Annotated in this window: 15 protein-coding genes; 5 read left to right on the plus strand and 10 right to left on the minus strand. The window is 54.6% G+C overall.

What is annotated here, in order from left to right; genetic code table 11:
• The coding region (locus tag PROAA_RS18075; RefSeq protein WP_186412684.1) for a spermidine synthase at window positions 1-1069 on the plus strand (1069 nt) is incomplete at its 5' end.
• 51 nt (window positions 1070-1120) lie between these two features.
• Here the strand turns inward: PROAA_RS18075 and PROAA_RS18080 are convergent.
• Window positions 1121-1552, minus strand: a complete 432-nt coding sequence (locus PROAA_RS18080) for a carboxypeptidase-like regulatory domain-containing protein (RefSeq protein WP_186412685.1) — start codon at window positions 1550-1552, stop codon at window positions 1121-1123.
• A gap of 137 nt (window positions 1553-1689) precedes the next feature.
• Between PROAA_RS18080 and PROAA_RS18085 the strand changes: the two genes are divergently transcribed.
• Window positions 1690-3270 (plus strand): sensor domain-containing diguanylate cyclase, encoded by a 1581-nt coding sequence (locus PROAA_RS18085; RefSeq protein WP_186412686.1) that lies wholly within the window; start codon window positions 1690-1692, stop codon window positions 3268-3270.
• A 32-nt stretch (window positions 3271-3302) separates the two neighbouring features.
• Here the strand turns inward: PROAA_RS18085 and PROAA_RS18090 are convergent, their stop codons facing one another.
• Genes PROAA_RS18090 through PROAA_RS18100 form a run of 3 tightly spaced genes read right to left on the minus strand, consistent with a single transcriptional unit; the run spans window position 3303 to window position 8231 of the window.
• The gene (locus PROAA_RS18090) at window positions 3303-5180 is read right to left on the minus strand and encodes an MFS transporter (RefSeq protein WP_186412687.1); all 1878 of its coding nucleotides are present in this window, start codon (window positions 5178-5180) and stop codon (window positions 3303-3305) included.
• A gap of 56 nt (window positions 5181-5236) precedes the next feature.
• On the minus strand, window positions 5237-7381 hold the full coding sequence (gene aas, locus PROAA_RS18095) for a bifunctional acyl-ACP--phospholipid O-acyltransferase/long-chain-fatty-acid--ACP ligase (RefSeq protein ID WP_186412688.1): 2145 nt from the start codon (window positions 7379-7381) through the stop codon (window positions 5237-5239).
• A gap of 19 nt (window positions 7382-7400) precedes the next feature.
• Window positions 7401-8231 (minus strand): alkaline phytoceramidase, encoded by an 831-nt coding sequence (locus PROAA_RS18100; RefSeq protein ID WP_186412689.1) that lies wholly within the window; start codon window positions 8229-8231, stop codon window positions 7401-7403.
• Window positions 8232-8371: 140 nt separating this feature from the next.
• On the opposite strand from PROAA_RS18100, the gene PROAA_RS18105 reads away from it, so the two are divergent.
• Window positions 8372-9106, plus strand: coding sequence for a helix-turn-helix domain-containing protein (locus PROAA_RS18105; RefSeq protein WP_186412690.1), 735 nt, complete (start codon window positions 8372-8374; stop codon window positions 9104-9106).
• A gap of 251 nt (window positions 9107-9357) precedes the next feature.
• Here the strand turns inward: PROAA_RS18105 and PROAA_RS18110 are convergent, their stop codons facing one another.
• From PROAA_RS18110 to PROAA_RS18135, 6 genes are all read right to left on the minus strand, one after another.
• Window positions 9358-10317, minus strand: coding sequence for a TniQ family protein (locus PROAA_RS18110; protein WP_186412691.1), 960 nt, complete (start codon window positions 10315-10317; stop codon window positions 9358-9360).
• A gap of 1 nt (window position 10318) precedes the next feature.
• Window positions 10319-12067: a TnsD family Tn7-like transposition protein gene (locus PROAA_RS18115; protein ID WP_222102359.1), complete on the minus strand. Its 1749-nt coding sequence runs from the start codon at window positions 12065-12067 to the stop codon at window positions 10319-10321.
• An 8-nt stretch (window positions 12068-12075) separates the two neighbouring features.
• On the minus strand, window positions 12076-13608 hold the full coding sequence (locus PROAA_RS18120) for an AAA family ATPase (protein WP_186412693.1): 1533 nt from the start codon (window positions 13606-13608) through the stop codon (window positions 12076-12078).
• Window positions 13601-16060: a hypothetical protein gene (locus tag PROAA_RS18125; protein ID WP_186412694.1), complete on the minus strand. Its 2460-nt coding sequence runs from the start codon at window positions 16058-16060 to the stop codon at window positions 13601-13603. Before PROAA_RS18125 ends, PROAA_RS18120 begins: the two co-directional genes overlap by 8 nt.
• Window positions 16057-16980 (minus strand): PDDEXK family nuclease, encoded by a 924-nt coding sequence (locus PROAA_RS18130; RefSeq protein ID WP_186412695.1) that lies wholly within the window; start codon window positions 16978-16980, stop codon window positions 16057-16059. The genes PROAA_RS18125 and PROAA_RS18130 overlap by 4 nt, the downstream gene beginning before the upstream one ends.
• A 342-nt stretch (window positions 16981-17322) precedes the next feature.
• Window positions 17323-17622 carry a DNA-binding protein gene (locus tag PROAA_RS18135; protein ID WP_245664348.1) on the minus strand — a complete coding sequence of 100 codons (300 nt, stop codon included), beginning with the start codon at window positions 17620-17622 and terminating at the stop codon, window positions 17323-17325.
• Between the two features lie 145 nt (window positions 17623-17767).
• Between PROAA_RS18135 and PROAA_RS18140 the strand changes: the two genes are divergently transcribed.
• Window positions 17768-18166 carry a helix-turn-helix domain-containing protein gene (locus PROAA_RS18140; RefSeq protein ID WP_222102360.1) on the plus strand — a complete coding sequence of 133 codons (399 nt, stop codon included), beginning with the start codon at window positions 17768-17770 and terminating at the stop codon, window positions 18164-18166.
• A 22-nt stretch (window positions 18167-18188) separates the two neighbouring features.
• On the plus strand, window positions 18189-18818 hold the full coding sequence (locus PROAA_RS18145; RefSeq protein WP_186412698.1) for a hypothetical protein: 630 nt from the start codon (window positions 18189-18191) through the stop codon (window positions 18816-18818).
• Window positions 18819-18832 lie beyond the last annotated feature (14 nt).

An 18832-nucleotide genomic window follows, 5' to 3' on the forward strand; every position in this document is an offset into this window, starting at 1 on the left:
CGCCCGACTGCAACCGCACCCCAGCCATTTGACCGGGTATTACCTGATGCTGGCGGTCGGCGGCGTCGTGGGCGGATTCTTTGTCGGCATCATCGCGCCTTACTGGTTCAACAGCAATTACGAACTGTCGATCGGCATCTTGCTCACCGGGGTTGTCGCCGCCATCGCGGTCATTCCGAAAGCGAACTTTCCAAGCCCGCTCTGGCGCAACGCCAGCATTGCCTCGACCGTGTTTCTGCTACTGGGGCTGGGCTGGATACAGGTCGAGGAGCATCTCGGCGAGATCAGCGGCTCGGAAGTCACGGTACGCAACTTCTACGGCACATTGCAGGTCTTTGCCAACCCCGAGGGCGACTACCGCAGCATGCTGCACGGGCAGATTATTCACGGCCGTCAGCATCTCGCGAAGGACAAACTGGATTTGCCGACGACCTACTACAGTGCCGAAGGCGGCGCCGGCAGGGCGATGCAGATCAAGGCGGCCAGCGGCCCGTTGCGCGTCGGCGTGGTCGGCCTCGGTGTCGGCACGCTGGTCAGCTACGGTCGCAAGGAGGATTACTTCCGGCTTTACGAAATCGATCCGCTGGTGATCGACATTGCGCGTGACAACTTCAGCTATCTCTCACGCACCGCCGCCAGCACGGAAATCGTCCTGGGCGACGCGCGCCTGCAATTGGAACTGGAGCCAGCGCAGCAGTTCGATATTCTGGTCGTCGACGCCTTTTCGGGCGATTCGGTCCCCGTCCATCTGCTGACCCTTGAGGCATTCGCCCAGTATTTCAGGCATCTGAAGCCGGATGGCGTGCTGGCCGTGCATATCACCAACCGCTTTCTCGATTTGCAACCGGTGGTGAAATCCGCCGCCGACCACTTCGACAAGGACATTCGTCTGGTCAGTTTCGAGGGCGATCGCGAACGCCTCATCTTCCGTTCGCGTTGGGCGCTGATCAGCGCGGATCGCGCCTTTTTCAACAAGCCTCAGCTCATCGATGCGACGCCGATTGCCGCACGGCGCAACTTTCAGCCCTGGAAAGACGATTACAGCAGCATTTTCTCGATCCTGATGTAACGAATTGCCGATGGTCTGTCCGGACGCTGCCTGATCGCTTTCCTTACCCCGCTACCAGCGGAAATGGACGGTGTTCAGTTTTTCCGGGCCGACGGTAACCTGCCGCTTGACCTCCGTGCCAGCGTAGGTCGCAACAATCTGGTACGTGCCAGCAGGCAGCTTCGCCAGGAACCAGGGGCCTTCCGACGTGGTGTCTACCAGCGTCTTGCCCTTGCTGTCGGCGATGGCGACCCTGACATCGCTCAGGTAATCGCCAGTATTCAGCGCAAGCACCAGCTTGAGGTTGAAGTCGGTGACGAGCACCTTCATCCGGTCGAGCGATTCCTCGCCAACGCCTCCCGACACATAACTCAAACCGCCGGCTTCGCGGACGACGGCGTCGCTGTCGGCGCTGGCCAAGGGAACAAGTACGGCATAGCCCAGCATCATGGCCACGAGGCAGCGTGCAGCCCATCCATTTCTCGTTCCAAAAACCTGTTTCATAGCTGGTTCCTCCAATAGGTGGTGAAACAATTGGGCAATCGAGCTCTGGGCTCGTGGCCGAACGATTGCCCCAAACTGGGAATCTTCGGAAATTGTACTATGCTGAAAAGCGGTGCCAAGACGCGCTGAGGGTTTTTATGACCGCCAGAAAGGCAGTGAAGCAAACCAGGCGCCGCTCCATTGCTGCTGCACCTGACGCCGGTGCTTTCGCGCAGCATGCCAGTGACACCCCCTTTTCGAATGGGATGACTGGGGAACTCCGCCTGCGTGCCGAAGCGCTTGCTCTCAAGAAAGCGGCAAAATCGAAAAAGCGCTTTGAAGGGTTGACGCCTGAGGCAATCCGGAAGACGTTGTTCGAATTGTCCGTGCATCAGATCGAGCTGGAAATGCAGAACGAGACGCTGCGCCAGTCGCAGGTGTTGCTGGACACCGCTCGCGCGCGCTATTTCGATTTCTATGATCTGGCGCCGGTGGGCTACTGCACTGTCTGCACGCAGCTGTTGATCACCGAGGCCAACCTTTTTGCCGCCAGCTTGCTGGGTGTGACGCGTAGCGTGCTGGTCAAGCAGCCGTTCTTGCGCTTTATTCACGGCAATGACCAGGGCGTGTTTATGCAGTTCTGCAAACAGATCGCCGAAACCGGTAAGTCGCAGACCTGCACGTTGAGATTGATGAAGCCGGACCAATCGCTATTCTGGGTACAACTGAACGCCATTACCTTACCGGATCGCGACCGGGCACCGGAAATCCATATGGTGCTGAATGACATCGGCGAGCTCAAACGCACTGAAGAAGCCTTGCGTGCACAGGAGGAGTTCTTTCATCTGATCGCGGAAAATATCGGCGATTTCATTGCCGTCCTTGATCTGGACGGGAGGCGCATCTACAACAGCCCCTCGTACAGGCAGTTTTTCGGCTCGCCAAAGAAGTTGCGCGGCACCGATTCCTTCACCGTGATCCATCCGGACGACCGCGAGCGCGTCAAACAGGTTTTCAGGGAGACCGTGCAAACCGGTATCGGCCAACAAATCGTTTATCGCCTGCAGTTGGCCGATGGCAGTAGCCACACCATGGAGTCGAGCGGCAGCGTAATTCGGGACAACGAGGGCCGGATTGCACGGGTGGTCGTCGTGTCGCGCGACATCACCGAGCGCAAGCGGATGGAAGAGCAGGTGCGCCAGCTAGCGTTTTACGATCCGCTCACGCAGTTGCCGAACCGTCGCCTGCTTTCCGACCGCCTGAACCAGGCCATGGCGGCCAGTAAACGCAGCGCCTGCTATGGCGCCGTGATGTTCCTTGATCTGGATAATTTCAAGTTGCTGAATGACACGCAGGGCCATGTCGTTGGTGATTTGCTGCTGGTCGAGGCGGCAAAACGTCTCAAGAGCTGTGTGCGCGAAATGGACACCGTGGCGCGTTTTGGCGGCGATGAATTTGTGTTGATGATCAGTGAGCTGGACGCCGACAAGACCGAGTCTACCGTTCAGGTCGGCGTCATCGCCGAGAAAATATTCTCCGCCCTTTCACAACCCTTTGTGCTGAATACGAGTTCCGAACGGGAGCCCGAAACCACCATCGAGCATCGCTGTTCGGCGAGCGTCGGCGTAGCCCTGTTTGTCAATCAGGAAGCCAGCCAGGACGACATCCTCAAGTGGGCTGACGCCGCGATGTATCGGGCCAAAGAGGCCGGACGCAATCTGGTCCGGTTTCACGAGTAAGGTTTCTGGTCGGGCTGCCAACAGGCACCGGGTCACCTGAGCTCTCCCCGCAGTGCCAGGACATCGGCCCTGAGCGAATCCGGAAGCGCCTGGCTGGCATTGACCGGCTCGCCGGCCGCAATGGCGATTCTTCTGAAGGGTCGTGCCTTCCACAGGGCGCTCATCGCCGGGCCATCGCGTCGGGAGAAAATGCTGCCCCAAAGCCCGGACAGCGCTACGGGAACAACCTGCACCGGATTGCGTTCGAGAATACGGCTGATCCCGGGGCGGAATGGGCAAAGCTCGCCATCGGAAGTGATCTGTCCTTCCGGGAATATTCCCACCAGCTCGCCTGCGGCCAATGCCGCGGAAACCTCGTCGAACGCTTTTTCCAGCAGCACCGGATCGTCCCGGGCCGAAGCAATCGGGATGGCGCGTCCGGCCTTGAAAACGAACGACAGAATGGGCCAGCGAAAGATGTGGTGGTCCATGACGAAGCGAATCGGACGGTGGCATGCGGCCGTGATGACAAGAGCGTCAACATAGCTCACGTGATTGCAGATGATCAGCGCGGGGCCGCTCTCGGGAATGCGATCAAGGTCCTTCTTTTCGAGACGGTACACCGAATGGACCAGCAGCCAGACAATGAATCGCAGGAGGAATTCTGGCACCAGTCCGTAGATGTAGAGCGCCACCGCCGCGTTGCAGATCGCCGCAACGGCAAACAGCATGGGGATGCTCAGACCGCTGGACAGTAGCACGGCAGCGGCACCGGCGCCGACGACCATGAACAACGCATTGACGATATTGTTCGCGGCAATGATTCGCGCCCGGTGGCTTGCCTCCGAGCGAATCTGCATTAGCGCATAAAGCGGGACGATGAAGAAACCGCCAAAAAGACCAATGGCGAAGAGGTCGAACAGAATGCGAATTGTTCCCTCGGCCATCAGGAACGGCATGATCGACAAGGCGCTGGCGGGTGGCGTCGCCGGGGAGGCAAAGGCCAGATCAAGGCCAAATACAGTGAGGCCGATTGAGCCGAAGGGCACCAGACCGATTTCAACCTGTTTCGACGACAGGCGTTCGCACAGCAGCGAGCCGATGCCGATACCCAGCGTGAAGATGCCGAGGAGCAGAGTGACGCACGTTACCGTGCCACCGAGTACGTTCTTGGCATAGGCGGGAAACTGTGCGAGGAGCAACGCGCCGAAGAGCCAGAACCATGAGATTCCGAGGATCGACAAGAAGACCGTGCGGTTTTCGCGGGCGAAACCGATATTGCGCCAGGTTTCGGTAATCGGATTCGGATTGATCTTGAGCGTCGGCTCCGGTGCCGGCGCTTCGGGAATGCCGCGACTGGTCAAGTAACCCAGCACTGCGGTCAGCATGCACCCTGAGGTAATCCACACGGTGCCGCCTTCAACGCCGGCGAGCAGGCCGCCGACCAGTGTGCCGATGAGGATGGCGACGAACGTTCCGGCTTCGACCAGCGCATTGCCGCCGACCAGCTCATCCTCGTGCAGGTGCTGCGGCAGGATGGCGTACTTTACCGGGCCGAACAGGGTTGATTGCAGTCCAAGCAGGAACAGGGCAAAGAGCAGAACGCTCAGGTTATGCAGCCAGAATCCGGCACCGGCGATTACCGTGATTGCGATTTCGAGTACTTTGGTCAGCCGTGCCAGTCGGGCCTTGTCGTACTTGTCTGCCAGTTGCCCGGCGGTTGCCGAAAAGAGAAAGAATGGCAGGATGAAGATGCCTGCGGCAAGGTTGGCCAGAAGCTCCGGTTTCATTGCAGTCCACTGCGTCGCCTGAAAAGTGAGCAGAACGACCAGCGCATTCTTGTACAGGTTGTCATTGAAAGCGCCGAGGAATTGTGTTCCGAAGAACGGGCCGAATCGGCGTGATTTCAGAAGTGCGAATTGCGAACTCATGTCCTGGTCTTCCTGTGCTGTTTGTCGGGCCGATGGAGGCGTTCGAGGCGTTCGCCCTAGCTTGGGCTATCGCTGGCTGTGGCTTCTGACATTTTCTTCAAGGTGACATAGTCGGTCTTGCCGGAGCCGAGCAGGGGAATCGCGTCGATCTGCCTGATGACTCGCGGCACCGCAAGCTCGGGAGAACCCGTGGCTTTCGCGGCGGCCAGCAGTTGTTCCCGCTTGAGTTCGGGGTCGGTCGTGAACAGCACAAGTGCTTCTCCCTTCGCCGCATCGGCACGCGTCGAAGCGGCATGGACGAACTTGGGAGCGGCCTGCACCGCAAGTTTCTCGACGACTTCGAGCGAAACCATTTCGCCGGCGATTTTGGCGAATCGCTTCAGGCGGCCGCGGATATGCAGGAATCCGTCGTCGTCACGTTCGACGATGTCGCCGGTCGAGTACCAGCCCGCGCCCTTCGACTGTGGCTGTTGAATGACACCGGGCTGGTCGAAGAGGAAGTAGCCTTTCATGACATTGGGCCCCTTCACATGCAATGCTCCCCCGTGCTCGATCCCCGGAACCGGTTCGAGTTCGTACTCCATTCCGGGAAGAAGTTGCCCGACACTGCCGATGCGGCAGGCCATGGGTACATTGACCGCCACCACCGGTGCACACTCGGTCACACCGTAGCCTTCCAGTATGCGAATACCGAACTTCTCGATCCACAGTTTGCGGACCTCTTCGGATAGTTTCTCGGCGCCCGCAACGACGTAGCGCAAACGTCCGAAATCGTACTGATGGGCAAATTTGCCGTAGTTGCCGAGAAAGGTCGATGTGCCGAACAGAACGGTGCAGTCTCGGTCGTAGACAATTTCCGGAATGATCCGGTAATGCAGCGGACTGGGGTAAAGGAAAACCTTGCAGCCGGACACCAGCGGCAGCAGGACGCCACAGGTCAGACCAAACGAATGGAACAGCGGCAGGGCCATCATGAATTTGTCGTGTGGCGTGAAATCGGCGACAGCGCGTATCTGTGCGACGTTCGACAGAATCGATGTGTGCGAATGGACAACGCCTTTGGGTTTGCCTTCCGAGCCGGAAGTGAAGAGAACGATCGCCGGGTCGTCCGGAACTTGCGCTAGCGCAGCACCTCCGGGGAAAGCAAGGTGCCAGAGCACCCACAGCCGGTCGTTCAAGCCAATAGTCGACTTGAGGTCCTCAAGGTGCTCGATGCGAATGCCGGACAGTTTCTCGATGACTTGCGTGAGCCGGGCTTTCTCCAGAAAGCCTCTGGAGGAAATGATGGTCTTGATGTTGGCGGCTATGCAGGCGGCTTGCAGGCCGTCCGAACCCGCCGTGTAGTTGAGAAGCGCCGGCACACGCCTGCCTGCGGACAGCGCGAGAACCAGTCCGAGCGTCGGTGCGGCATTGGGCGTCAGCACACCGACGACTTCGCCTGGGGCAGTCAGACGGGACATCAGCCGCATCATGCCGAGCGCCATCTTGAGCAGTGAGCCGTAGGATTCCTCGACCAGGCGAACGTCTTCCACCAGCTTGTAGTTCGCGCCAAAGGTCTCCTTGCCCTCCAGAAAGGCTTCGAACAGGGTCCGTTGCGGACGTGTGGCGACCAGCATGTCGAGCAGGATCTGGCGCAGAAGCTCTCCGGCGCGACGACGGCGCAGCTTGGCGGAGGGCAGGTCGGGCATGGGAATATGTCGACGTGGCTGGATCGAAATCGTTACTTTGGGAAAAAGTTTGCGCGGGTAGACACCGGCCAGCCGGCCGAAATAGCTGCGTGCGGCGCCGTCAATGCGAACCGGTACGATGGTGGCACCGGTCTTGGCGGCGACGAAGGCTGCACCGTCATACACTTTCATCAGCGAGCCGGTTTTGGTAATTCGGCCTTCCGGAAAGATCACCACCGGCTGTCCGGTTTCCACCAGCTTGACGATCTGCTTCATTGCCAGCGGGCTGGTTGAATCGACCGCCAGGTGTGGAACAAAGCGGAGAAGAAAGCGGAACAGGGGCCGATTTGCGATTTGCGTATGCACGACGAAGACGGCTTCGACCGGCATCATCAAGCCAAGGAGCAGCCCGTCGATAAAGGACTCGTGATTGGCTACGATCAGCGTCCTGGTGTTGATGAATGTGCTCGGTTGGCCGCTGAGCTGGACACGAAAGAGTGCCTTGAAGAGGATGCGCGCTAAGGTCTTGAACATGATTATTCCCCGATCATTCTTATTGAGAACTGCTTTTTGCGACTGATCCGTTTGGCGGATCGCTTGCTTCCGGCAAAGGCATCACGTGCGCGAGTGACGACACCCGAGTGCGCTCAATGAGGTTTGCGACGATGAGTGCGGCGGCTCCGGTGGCCAGCAGATGCTTCAGTGTGTGCCCCGTAAATGCTCCTGTTGCTGTCGCAATCTGGTGGTCGCCGATCTCGGCCAGCTTGGCAATGACATATAGTAGCAGCGCTCCGGCAAATACCCGGCGATCATGTCGAGGCATGTCATAGATCCACTGCCAGAGCGGAATGAGCAGGATGGGCAAGCCCTGTAGAAGCAAATACGGACGCAGGTCGCCGTTACCCGCCTGTTCTGTGAAATACCACCAGGCCACACTCAGAATGGCGGAAACCCCAAGGAATGCTGCAAGCATGGTGCTGCTCCTTTGCCGGGTGTCGCCCCAGACGCCGGCAAGCAAACCACCACAAGCCAGCGCGATGGGCAGGCGATCCCAGACCAGGCGTGCGTTATCCGGATCGAGATGGTAGTACGACGATCCGATTGCGGTCAGCAAAAGACCCATCAGAAACAGCCTGTAGCCTGCCCAGCCGTTCTCCATCCGGCTGTGTCGACCGGACGGGGTCAGCTTCACCAGGCCCCACAGGGCAACCAGTGCAAACCCGAGATTCGAGAAGACATCGGCGAAATGTGGAATGCCAAATAGCCGCGTTTGATCGGCGAAGTCGTGATAGTCGGGGAGTTGCGCAATCGGACCATGCACCAGGGCGGCTCCTGAAAGCAACACGGTAACGAGCAGAGGAAGATGCTTGCGCCAAGGTTTCATGTGGTTTCTCTTGAGTGTGCGAGGACTCAGAATGCACATAAGTTTATAAAAAATAAACCATAAATTAAAAAGCATCGCCATATAAAGCAAAAGGCATCAGTATACGATACCGAGTTATATTGCCGAGTGCCTCAAATGCCATGAACGAAATCGATCAGTTGGTGAATACCCTCAAGCGCCGTCTCAAGATTCAGGGCATGACCTACCGCGATCTGGCGTTGGCGTTGGGTGTTTCAGAGCCTAGTGTAAAACGCATGTTCGCTCTGCGCCGATTCAGCGTTGACCGTGTCGTCGCGATCAGCCATTTGCTCGGATTTACCCTGGCGGAACTGTCGAATGAAGCCGCAGTGAGCGAAAGCCGTTTGCATACCCTGACTGAAGAACAGGAGGGGAAGTTGGTGTCCGACACGAAGCTTCTTCTGGTTGCGGTTTGCGTGCTCAATCAGTGGGAAATCCGGGACATTGTAGAAACCTATGCGCTGACGGAAGCGGAATGCATTCAGCATCTCATCAAGCTTGACCGCTTGCGGCTGATCCATCTACTGCCCGGCAACCGGATCAGGCTCAACGTGGCGCGTGATTTCGACTGGCGGCCAAAAGGGCCAATCCGCATGTTTTTTCTGGGACAGGGACTAGGGGATTTTCTGAACAGCGATTTCTCGGAAGGCGACTCGGTCATGGCTTTCTCGCATGCGATGCTGACCGAACCGGCGATGGTGAAAATGCAGAAAGAGATACGCAAGCTGCGACAGAAATTCGCAGAGATTCACGAAGAAAGCCTGGCAGCACCGCTATCGAAACGTCGCGGTACGGGAATGCTGCTGGCGATGCGCGAGTGGGAGATCGGCGCGTTTACGAAGTTACGGCGAAATTGAGCGGAACAATTGAGTGCCAAAAAAAATCTGGAGAGCATTACGCTGTCCAGACTATTTGGAACCTAATTTCTGCAAAGAAACAGTATTCGAGGATAAAAAACTCGTAAGTGGCTACGCCGGTTTTTGGGGCTCCAATCTTGCCAGAAATGCGGTGCTGGACGAGGTGAAGTCGTAAAAATTGGAGAGCTTTCCTTCTCTAGTTAAGAGGCGCAATCAAAAAACTCGTAACAGACTGACTCTCAGCCATGTGGTCAGTTGTCAGCCGTCAAAGTGCTCATTTTCACTGCATCTTGATCGCTAGGCTGAGATTGGTATCTTGATGGCGCTCCTGAGAGGAGCGATATCAGTGAAGCCGCTTCATCCGGATCGCCATACAAAACAGCAAGAGCAAGCACATAGGTAACAGCTTGGTCATCTCGTCCAAGCTCAATTGCATCAATATCGCGGAAATACTTCCCAGCCCCCTTTGTTTGGAAGTCAGGGAATAGATCATGGCACCATTGATTAGGGCATGTCGCCAAAATTGTATCGCTGACAAAGCGCTTCCCGTGGGCAGTTGTCCAGCAGGCATAGTTTTTTCTATTTAACTGTTGTTGCAGTATCCTGATGAGGTGCGGTAAAAATGCCGGGCCTTGAAACGCTAGTAGAGTGCTGACGAGTTTCTGGTAGCGCCTCGGAATCGTATTCTCAGAGGGAAATGGAGTTGAAGTGCATTCACATGAAGCGTCGATCACCTTATGTGGCTGACTCGATAGAACTTCTCCCGTAACCACATTGAGTGGTATCTCGTGCTTTGAGCACCAGGATACTCCAACAATCTGATGGCTACGGCGCCAATAGGAACGCCCCCAAAATTCGAGATCTTCGGAGGCGCATTGGGGGCATAAGTAATATCCGAATCGTCGGTGGTTCAGCATCGGGTTGTTAGGAGATCCTCTTTCGTTTGCGCCGTGGGGATGGCACCAGCGAGAGGTACATTCAAATGCTCCGTAGAAAGGCTTACAGGTGTGTGAGCAGACAAAATCCTGATCCGAGAGCCCTGCAATTTCTGCAATTAAGTGGGCTTTAGATGGGCGCTGCAAACGAGATTTCGCCTTTCGGACTCGCGAAAACAGTTCCTCTGTTGTTAAGGTGTTCCCACTCGCAACGTGTTCAAAATAGGCTGTTCCCAGTTCGTCGGGCAACATCTTCGGAATATTTAAATTGAGCATTTCACAAAACCCTTTCGGAGTGGTGACATATAGGTGCTCGATTTAGCGCAGTCAGCAAGTCAGTAATGGCGGCCTTGCTCTTGGGCAATCGATCAAGCCTTGGCGAAAAAGAAAGCTTCGGCAGCCGACGTAAGATGGCTTGCACCTTTTTCCTTTCCCAGCTTTCCAGGTGGATTCGCTGACCAAGTGAGGCGATTGCTCGGGAGCATTCCTCATCTCTAGCCAGCCAATTGACTCGCTCACGACGATGAGTGGGTTTTCGTCGCAACACGACGGGTGAACTTGATAGGTACGCAGACAACCAAATGCGGTCGTGGCGATATAGCCAGCTATATCCAGCACCTTCCAACTTCTGCGCATCCTTTCGCGTCAGTTGTGTGCGAGAGCCGAGTGCGTTGAGAAAGGCTTGGCGGTACTTCGCACGTTTCCATCGATGATTGGCTGCTTTCCAGCGCTGCAACTGTTCGGGGGCTTCTGAACAAAGCCGATCGATGGTCGATTTCGATAAGCTCAGTTCTCGCTCGATGTGAATCAGTGGCAGACCTTGATCCAACATAGCGCTGACCTTTGAGCGCAGTCCTTGTGTTAATTTTTTGGGTCTCTTGGGCAGGTTCAGCCAACCAAGTTTGCCGAGCCAGCGCGTGGCTGTGCCTATGTCAACGTTCTCGTCTTGGCACGCTTTCGTTAACGAGCAATCGCCCACTGAGACTCGGCACGAGATGCTTGCTAACTGTTTTGACAGAAGTTCCGGCGGACAAGGTTCTGATATGGCGGAGGCGGGATGTATGGTCTCCGGTGGCGGAGGCGCAGAAATTTCTATTTCCCACGAAAGCACATTTCTAAAGAGTTCCCAACTACCAAAGAGGAGGTTGATGAGTAGAAGGTGACTGATCGGATTGGAGGGCCCCCGAGGCTTGCGAACTAGCTTTAGCAATCCCTCAATGGTGTTTGGTGTTGCTATACGGTTGAAGGGGGAAAGGCCGGCGATGGGTCGATATGCTTTCTCCAGTCGATCGATCAATTCGATAGCTCTGATTTTACCCGTCAGGGTCAATAACCCATTTTGCTTCAATCCATGCAAATAGGCATAGCGCAGAGATTGGGGATCGATAGAACTGGCGTCGTCCCGAAGCGCTTGGCTTCCAAGCGTTGCAAGTTGCCGAAGTAAAGGGGGCGGGGCGACTACCAAGGGTGTCGGGCCAGAGCCGTGGTCACGCTCATCAAGTGGCAGATGGAGGCATGACCAACCGGTGCCATCTCTTCTGATCCCTGATTGAAGCAAAGGAACGTTATGGCAAGGGCACACAAGTGAACTGGGTAGCTGATGTTCTCTATGCCAGTAGGCAAAGCCGTTTTCCTTCTGATCAATCAGCGCGCATTCCGGACAATGCCTTAGTGGAAGCAATGCACCGACAGGACTTGCTGGTAACCCGAGAAAGAATTTCAAACGTTCCGCTTCGTTGCTGCTCATCAGGCCTACTGCTTCAGGATTTGATGGCGAGTCTCTAAAACGCAGAAAGTAAGGGAGGATCGTGAAGTTGTTCGCAACAAACGCGACATCTCCATAGCATTGTTCAGTTACTTGGCAAAAGTGGGCTAGGTTAGACGGAAAATCATGGCGTAATCCTGAGAACGGAGAGCCGAAAAGCAACTGACTGGTCGTTCGGGCATTTTCATGGCCGTTGAGCCGAGCGATCAAGCCAACAATCGAATAGAGAGTGATGTCATTACAATGAGGGGGTAGTAACAAGGAGCAACTCATGCCGCCCCCCTTGCTGCAGCCAAGGTGTCCTGAAATCCTTTCAGGTGATGGGCTACCAATCCCGAACTACGTATGTCTCCATCGGGAAGGTTTTTCAAAAGCTCACTGCGTTTTGCATCTTGGTTCTTTTGCCTAGTCTGTTCGGCCTTGAATTTGGCACGTCCAGACTTCGGAGCCTTGGCTGGCGCTTTTTTCTTGCTTTCATCTTCCTTCGACTCCCCCTTTTGCGCTGTTGTTACCTGAGCGGAGGGCAGGGGGGCGATAGTTGGTTCGCGCGTGACAGAACCCCAGTAAGTGTCATAGAGCTTGATATCGACATCCTCGATGTCTTGCAATAAATCACTCTTCCTGAAGTGAAAACCATCGGCCAGATTGCGGTGTTCCTTATAGGTGCCGGATTCGTATACCAAAGTTATATCTTTGGAGCCAAAGCATTCTTGTTCCTGATGCAGCGCATTGCGCTGAGCCATGCACCATAGAAACAATGCTAGACGAGGTATGCCTCCACTGCAGCGGCGGAGTAATTGATTGCATTCTATTGGGTCGTTGATCGGGATAGTGAGGCAGTAATAGCTCATTATTCCTTTGGCAATAGCATCCCACTCCATGTCCGCCACTTCTTGGTCTTCTGCAGTCATGGCGATCGCGCCTGCGGGCATGAAGTGTTCGCTTGGGGTCGTATATAGACGATTGCTGTCCTGACTATAAGTGATCCAATCAAATGCTGTTTCGTTGCCCAGAAATATGATGGGAATACCGGAATTCATCAGCATGAGCAGGAAATCTTGCATGAGATTGGCTTGGCCACTGAGAACAAGATTGCGAAGCTGTCCTTCCTCCAAAAACAGGATCCCCGTGTAATGGGCAACTAGGCGGCAAACTGTAGCCACAGCCAAGCGTTCCACTGTTTTGTGCTTCCGCGGGAGGTCGATCGCATATGAAGTGCCAAGTGCGTTGTCGATCTGTAAAAGGATATTGGTTAGAAACCCGCCTCGCGTGCCGTCATGGCTGATCGACACCTCAAGATAGACGAGTTGAGTGAGTGCTTCCCACCCGGCAACGCTGTTTGCTCCGTGGCGAATCACTTGTGGAAGCAGTTCACAGAACCGTTGTCTGGTCACGCTTTTTCCTGTGCCGGTCGTGCCTTTCACGACTTGGACCGATATGCCTCGTGTCGGGCTCATAAACGGGTGGGTTTTACCATTGGGCTTGTGTAATACGGCTTCCCAGTAAAGCTGGCGTGCCTTTGCTATATTTGGATTCCGCCTGCGCAAACCGGCGTGAAGCATTCCATGCCATGTGAGTGCGGTTCGTATCATCTGCATGGTTGGCTCCAGCGGGGTCTTTTCACCAATGAGCAATTCGTCAATCTCGGTGAATCTGAGACTGGCGAGGTCGAGGCCTTCCAGTGGGTTGAATGCTAAATCGGTAGCTAGCTGTTCCGAATCCGAATAGTAAAGAATTTGTTGAGCTAGTGGATTGGGTGTGGAAAACCAGTGGGTTTCTGTAGGAGAGGGACGTTCATGCATGGGGCACCTCTGTCTGGCGGCTTTGAACAATCCGGGCAAATACAGATTTCTTCGCCGGCAAGGGCGCCGTTGTCGAAGCAATATCCTCTGTTGCCGGTTCCGGGGGCGGTGTAACTTTGACCAAAGGGAGTTTCACGACTCCTGGCTTGTGAACTGGCGCGCTATCAATGGGTGACTGTTCAGGTTCGACTGTCTCGGTCGCGGCGGTTTCAGGTGCGATGATCGGCATGCCATGATCCATCAAGGTTTTTTCAGTCTCTCGGTTTGATTTTTTTCCTTTGCGGATTGAAGATTTCGAGGGGGATTTACCCACTTTCTCTACGGTCGCCTGATACTCCGCCTCGGCGGCATCGTTTGCTTCTTCTTGTTCGGCCTCAAGGTCGCTGATTTGTCGTTCTCGCCCTGATTCCGCGAAAAAAAGTCTGAGTTTGTTGGCGTCATCCAGTTCGTAGATGTCTGGCAGCGAACACTCTTCCAGTAACTGGCTGTCGTGAGTTTTTGCGGCTAAGGGGATTAGCTCCCCGGAATACAGGTCGCGATAGTAGATTTCGCTTGGGCGGTAAGGGTCATACAGAAAATCGTCATCAAAAGCAGTGGGCATGACGCGGGATCGCATCACCTTTGCTTCCAAGCACTTCTTGACGATCTGTTTGTGATGGCTGGCGTATCGGACATGAGATACAAATTCTCGCTTTTGCCCCTTGTCCGTACGTAGTAGTCGGATCCCGTTTTGTGTGAACGTTCCACGGGTGGGAATCAATAATGCTATTCGCGCCTCCGCCTCGCTGATTAGGCTGGTGGCTTGATTTCCGCGCTCGATTTCCCAGCGTGTCAGGTTGGCACGGGTTAGCTTTATTCCTTTGTCAACGAGTTCCCTCTGCATTTCCAGCGTTGGCACTATGTCGAGTTCCATCGTGTTCCAAGCGTAGATTGCGCGCGCTGTCTCACGAATTGCTTCAATGATGGTCATACGGGCCAAGACATCTGCCTTTTCCACGCCTCGTTCGGTTCGTTGACCATAAGTGGTCCCGACCAGATTGTGATCGACCAAACGATGGAGTCCATGATGTGTTGTTTCCACGTCGCTATTCATATCTGAACGTGAAACTGGAACGAACTTGAGACCTGTGTTGACATTCTCAAATGCGTTCATGGCTGCTGCGGCACGGGCATCCGTGTTGTCTGCGAGGAGGGTGGCGAACCTGATGGTTATCCAGTTTTCCAACTCCTGTTCTTCTAGGCCCAGCCACTTCAGCCACTCGCGCTTCTCCGTGAGAGCGTGAAGATAGGCCAGTTGAACGGGAAGACTCCCCGGGGCGTCCAAACCCATATAGAACCCGGGTATGTATTTGTACTTGCTGTCGACGATCAAAACGCGGTGAGCCTGGCCGATCCGGTTTAGTCGATTGATGACTGAAACGAATTCCTGATCGGTTGTAGTTGAGTCTATAGCGCCACGCTGCCCAATCTTTATAACGGTCTCGTTGGCGTAACCAAATAGCACCCGGTCGATCCGCGCCAGTGCGCGAGGCGTAAGTTGCTTCTTCCAGGAGTCATGACCCGGGGAACGGATTTTTCCCCAATACTCGAACTGAGTTTCTGTTGGGCATTGAATATCGGGGTGAACTATTCGTTTAGGATGCCCATCTTCACCAATCACAATGTCTGAGTAGAACTCACGTTTGAGTTTTCGGAATGCTTTTCGGCGTGTCTTTCCTCGCTTGTTGTAATGCCGCCAGGCAAATCCGCATTGATCCTTTTCTTCATCAGACAAGATGTGGCCTTCGAGGCCGATTTCGCCTGATTGTGTTGCCCTGTTGGGCGGCCCCATTTTCTTCTTTCCCTGTTTCTTTTCTTTACCCCTTCCACCGCATCTAGAGGTATAGGGGGTGACAGAGCCTGATACGGAGCCTTCTGCCCAGTATTGGTTGAGGGTGTCGGTGATGCGACGGCGAAGGCGTTTTACATCTGTCGGCGACGTTGCCAGTTCGCGGGCTCGCTGGTTTATTTTTTCGGCTCGAATCTGCGGATCAAGAAGGAGATCTACATCTTCTGGATCTAGCAGTTTGACCAGAGGTTTGATCAATTCGAAACGTTCAGCTCGTTCCTTACGTGGGGTTGATTGTTCTTGCCCGCGACGCAGGTATTTATTGTCCAACTCCTCTGGTGTGGCTTGAACATCCGGGCGCGGCGGAAGGCCTCCAGAGAGAAATACAAATTGCTTGCTAATGTCTTCCGAAAGCAGCCATGACAATTTTTCAACACGAGGGCTTAGGAAATAGAGGCGTCCAGCAGATTGTTTGGGGGTGGCACGTACGAAAGCGATCCTGTCGAGTTGCTTGTTAACCGCCAGAACCCGGAAGAACTCTGCATCGGGAGCATCCTCGTGGTTACTGTGATACGAAGTGATGACTTCGCCTGGAATTGGTGAGCGAGTAATGAACTGGTTCATTGTCCCTCTCCGGCAAATGCATTGCGGAGCGCAGCCTTGAGCGCACGACCGCCAGGTACAGGGGGGAGGCTTCTACGAACTGGGCGACTGAGATCACAGTCGATCATCTGATGCCACAACATGTGATCGAGCAAGAAGGTCGCATGGCTAAGGGGCAGAGCCCAGTCTCGTTGAAGCCGATGGAGCGTCTCTTTCAGCGATTCCTGACAAATGCGGTCACATCGCGCTGCGAGAAAATCATGCAATACTGCTTGCAAAGGATGCGTTGGAGACAAGAAAGCAGCATCGACCATGCTCTCAAGTTGAGCGAATAGTACTGAGGGGTAGAGTGATGCGTCACCGACGGTGTAGTGGACACCAAGTTGCAGCGCATAGCGGCGTTCTCCCTCCAGCTTTTCCGGCCCTCGGTCCAATGGATCGATATGTCGATATCGGTCTGCCTGGAGTGGTTTGATCGAAAGCAGGACAGAGCGGCGTTGGGGCGTCGCGATCCAAGGTAAGGTAAGGCAGAGATCGATCGTCCAAATATATGGGATGCCTGTTCCCACGAAAACGCCGTGCCGAATTCCCGCTTCTAAACAAATCGCCAGCATGCCGACAGAACGGGGAAGCGAGGCATCGTCAGCGAAATTTCTGCCGAATTCAGGGTGGTGGTGGCTCCAAGGCCAGAGCGGGTATTGCTCACGTACCCATGCTCCTGTCCAGGCAGACAATAGCGCAACAAACCATTCGCTTTGACTAAAGAAATGACAACTCCGCTGAAATGGAGGCAATGCTTTACGAACTTGCACGGAGACGGGTGATGGATTCCAGCGCTTAATTTCAAGCATGGACTGGTAATTCTCATCGAACCCGCTGCCATGGCCGCTAGCGATGAAATGGCTTAGATAATCATCTGTGATTTTTGGGGAGCGTCCCATAGGTTACATCCCCCTGAAATCCGGTGGGAATGCTTGATCATTAGGGAGCTCCGGGTATTGCCGCAAGGCGGCAATCTTGTGGCGAGAAAACAGCATACTGAACCTCCATGTCTTGCCTGTATGGTGATGCGTACGAAAAAAATGGACGCACGTATCCCTTGGCTGTCGGTCAATGGGTGAGTGAGCACTGGGTGCCCTTGACTCTTCGCGTGATAGGAGGCAGTATTTGATCAGCGTGTATCCAAATACCCCTGCTTCAACAGGGGCCTCATGCGCGAAAAGCCGACGGTAAAACGTTGGCTTTTTGTCTTTCTAGGGGTACCTCCTTCCTGTGATGCGGGATTACAAATGGAAGTGACTTGGGCGATATCTATCACCAGTTAAGCGACTTGCTCCTCCCCTCTGCTTAGCGCCTTTTTGCCAATGACCAAACGAGATCAGTCTCTCGCGTTGGTCATTGTTCGCCGCTGGCTTTAATTTCAGGGCAACCGCAATTTCATGTGAGGTGCCACGTAGGCACTTGGCTTCTCCTCTGAGAACCCGATAGACCAGGCCAACAGGAAATCCATACTCCCGAGCCCAGGCTGCAACGGACTTTCCGTTAGCCTCGAACAGTGCTTTTGTTTGATTTGCTTCGTTCAATTCGTTCTCCGTAAGTATGTGGAACGAGATAAAAATCTCAACATCAAGATACAATATTACGCATGTTTGTATAAACATCAAGTGATTTATGAGAAGATTTTGGCAACCTATCGTTTGATATTGATATTTTCGAGGTTGCCTTCAGATGTCCGCTGTAGTGTCGTTGCCCAGTTTTCCCGACCGACTTCGTATGGAGAGGCGCCGCCTAGGGCTTACCCAGGAACAGTTCGCAGTGCTGGGCGGGGCGTCAAAAACCGCGCAATACATGTATGAGGCGGGAAAAAATTGGCCGACATGCGAATACCTTGAGGCTCTTCGAAGCAGCGGTGTTGATGTGGCATTCATCGCAACTGGAGCTCGAACGGCCGCCAACGCGATTGATTGGGAACTGCTACGCCAAGCCTTCCTGCTCGTGCAGCACAACTTGGCGTCGAAGCCGGATCGGGCATTCTCACCGGATCAGCTTTTTGACGCTTTTAAGACAGCTGTTCAGATGGCGCAGGGAGTGACGAGGCCAGACCTCGTGACTCAGGCTGAAAACTAAAGAGCCAACCAGGCGACGGCTAATGAGTAAAGAAGAAGAGGATTTGCGCGAGTTTGAGAGAGTTCTGGAAGAACTGGCGCGAGAGGCAAGAAGTCCGTCTGATTTGAGGTCCAAGTTGCTTTGTGATGCCTCCGCTCGATTGGATGATATTTCGGCTCAAAGGACGTTAGTGGACAGGGAAGCTCATTGCCAAGATAGCGGCGGACTCCCGCATAAAGTAGTTCGATACTTGGCAACGAAGTGGGAATCTCTTCGGCGCGGCCCTGCGCTCTCTGATCCATTGGCTAGAGGTGTGGTCGATGGTCTGGTGGAGAGTGGTCGGATTACCGTCAAGCAACGACGTCTGATAAATCTTTACCAGATGATCCGGTTTCAAGAGTCTGGAAGCATGGTCCTCGTCGTGCCGACCCCAAAATCTTATATCCTGGCTGCGTCAGTATTGTCACTGCTGGCTATCTTAATGTTGCTATTAGCAATGACCATTTGGGCGGTCATATCTCAGATAGACGGAGCCTTGCCAATCGCTTATTCCCTTGGTGCATTGATCGGTTTTCTGCTTCGTAGCGCATACGATTCTGCTTGGGGCAGAGACGAGATTGCCTCTTGCATACACGCTCTCGTGCCGTGGCTAAGAGTTTGCAAACAAGAGTGATGAGCATTGCTGCC

The sequence above is a fragment of the Candidatus Propionivibrio aalborgensis genome (genome assembly GCF_900089945.1).
In the GTDB taxonomy this organism is placed as follows: domain Bacteria; phylum Pseudomonadota; class Gammaproteobacteria; order Burkholderiales; family Rhodocyclaceae; genus Propionivibrio; species Propionivibrio aalborgensis.

Bases quoted from the DNA above. Each gene is read 5' to 3' on its own strand.
- PROAA_RS18080 (WP_186412685.1), bottom strand. From the start codon at position 1,552: ATGAAACAGGTTTTTGGAACGAGAAATGGATGGGCTGCACGCTGCCTC.
- PROAA_RS18085 (WP_186412686.1), top strand. From the start codon at position 1,690: ATGACCGCCAGAAAGGCAGTGAAGCAAACCAGGCGCCGCTCCATTGCT.
- PROAA_RS18090 (WP_186412687.1), bottom strand. From the start codon at position 5,180: ATGAGTTCGCAATTCGCACTTCTGAAATCACGCCGATTCGGCCCGTTC.
- aas (WP_186412688.1), bottom strand. From the start codon at position 7,381: ATGTTCAAGACCTTAGCGCGCATCCTCTTCAAGGCACTCTTTCGTGTC.
- PROAA_RS18100 (WP_186412689.1), bottom strand. From the start codon at position 8,231: ATGAAACCTTGGCGCAAGCATCTTCCTCTGCTCGTTACCGTGTTGCTT.
- PROAA_RS18105 (WP_186412690.1), top strand. From the start codon at position 8,372: ATGAACGAAATCGATCAGTTGGTGAATACCCTCAAGCGCCGTCTCAAG.
- PROAA_RS18110 (WP_186412691.1), bottom strand. From the start codon at position 10,317: ATGCTCAATTTAAATATTCCGAAGATGTTGCCCGACGAACTGGGAACA.
- PROAA_RS18120 (WP_186412693.1), bottom strand. From the start codon at position 13,608: ATGCATGAACGTCCCTCTCCTACAGAAACCCACTGGTTTTCCACACCC.
- PROAA_RS18125 (WP_186412694.1), bottom strand. From the start codon at position 16,060: ATGAACCAGTTCATTACTCGCTCACCAATTCCAGGCGAAGTCATCACT.
- PROAA_RS18130 (WP_186412695.1), bottom strand. From the start codon at position 16,980: ATGGGACGCTCCCCAAAAATCACAGATGATTATCTAAGCCATTTCATC.
- PROAA_RS18140 (WP_222102360.1), top strand. From the start codon at position 17,768: ATGTCCGCTGTAGTGTCGTTGCCCAGTTTTCCCGACCGACTTCGTATG.
- PROAA_RS18145 (WP_186412698.1), top strand. From the start codon at position 18,189: ATGAGTAAAGAAGAAGAGGATTTGCGCGAGTTTGAGAGAGTTCTGGAA.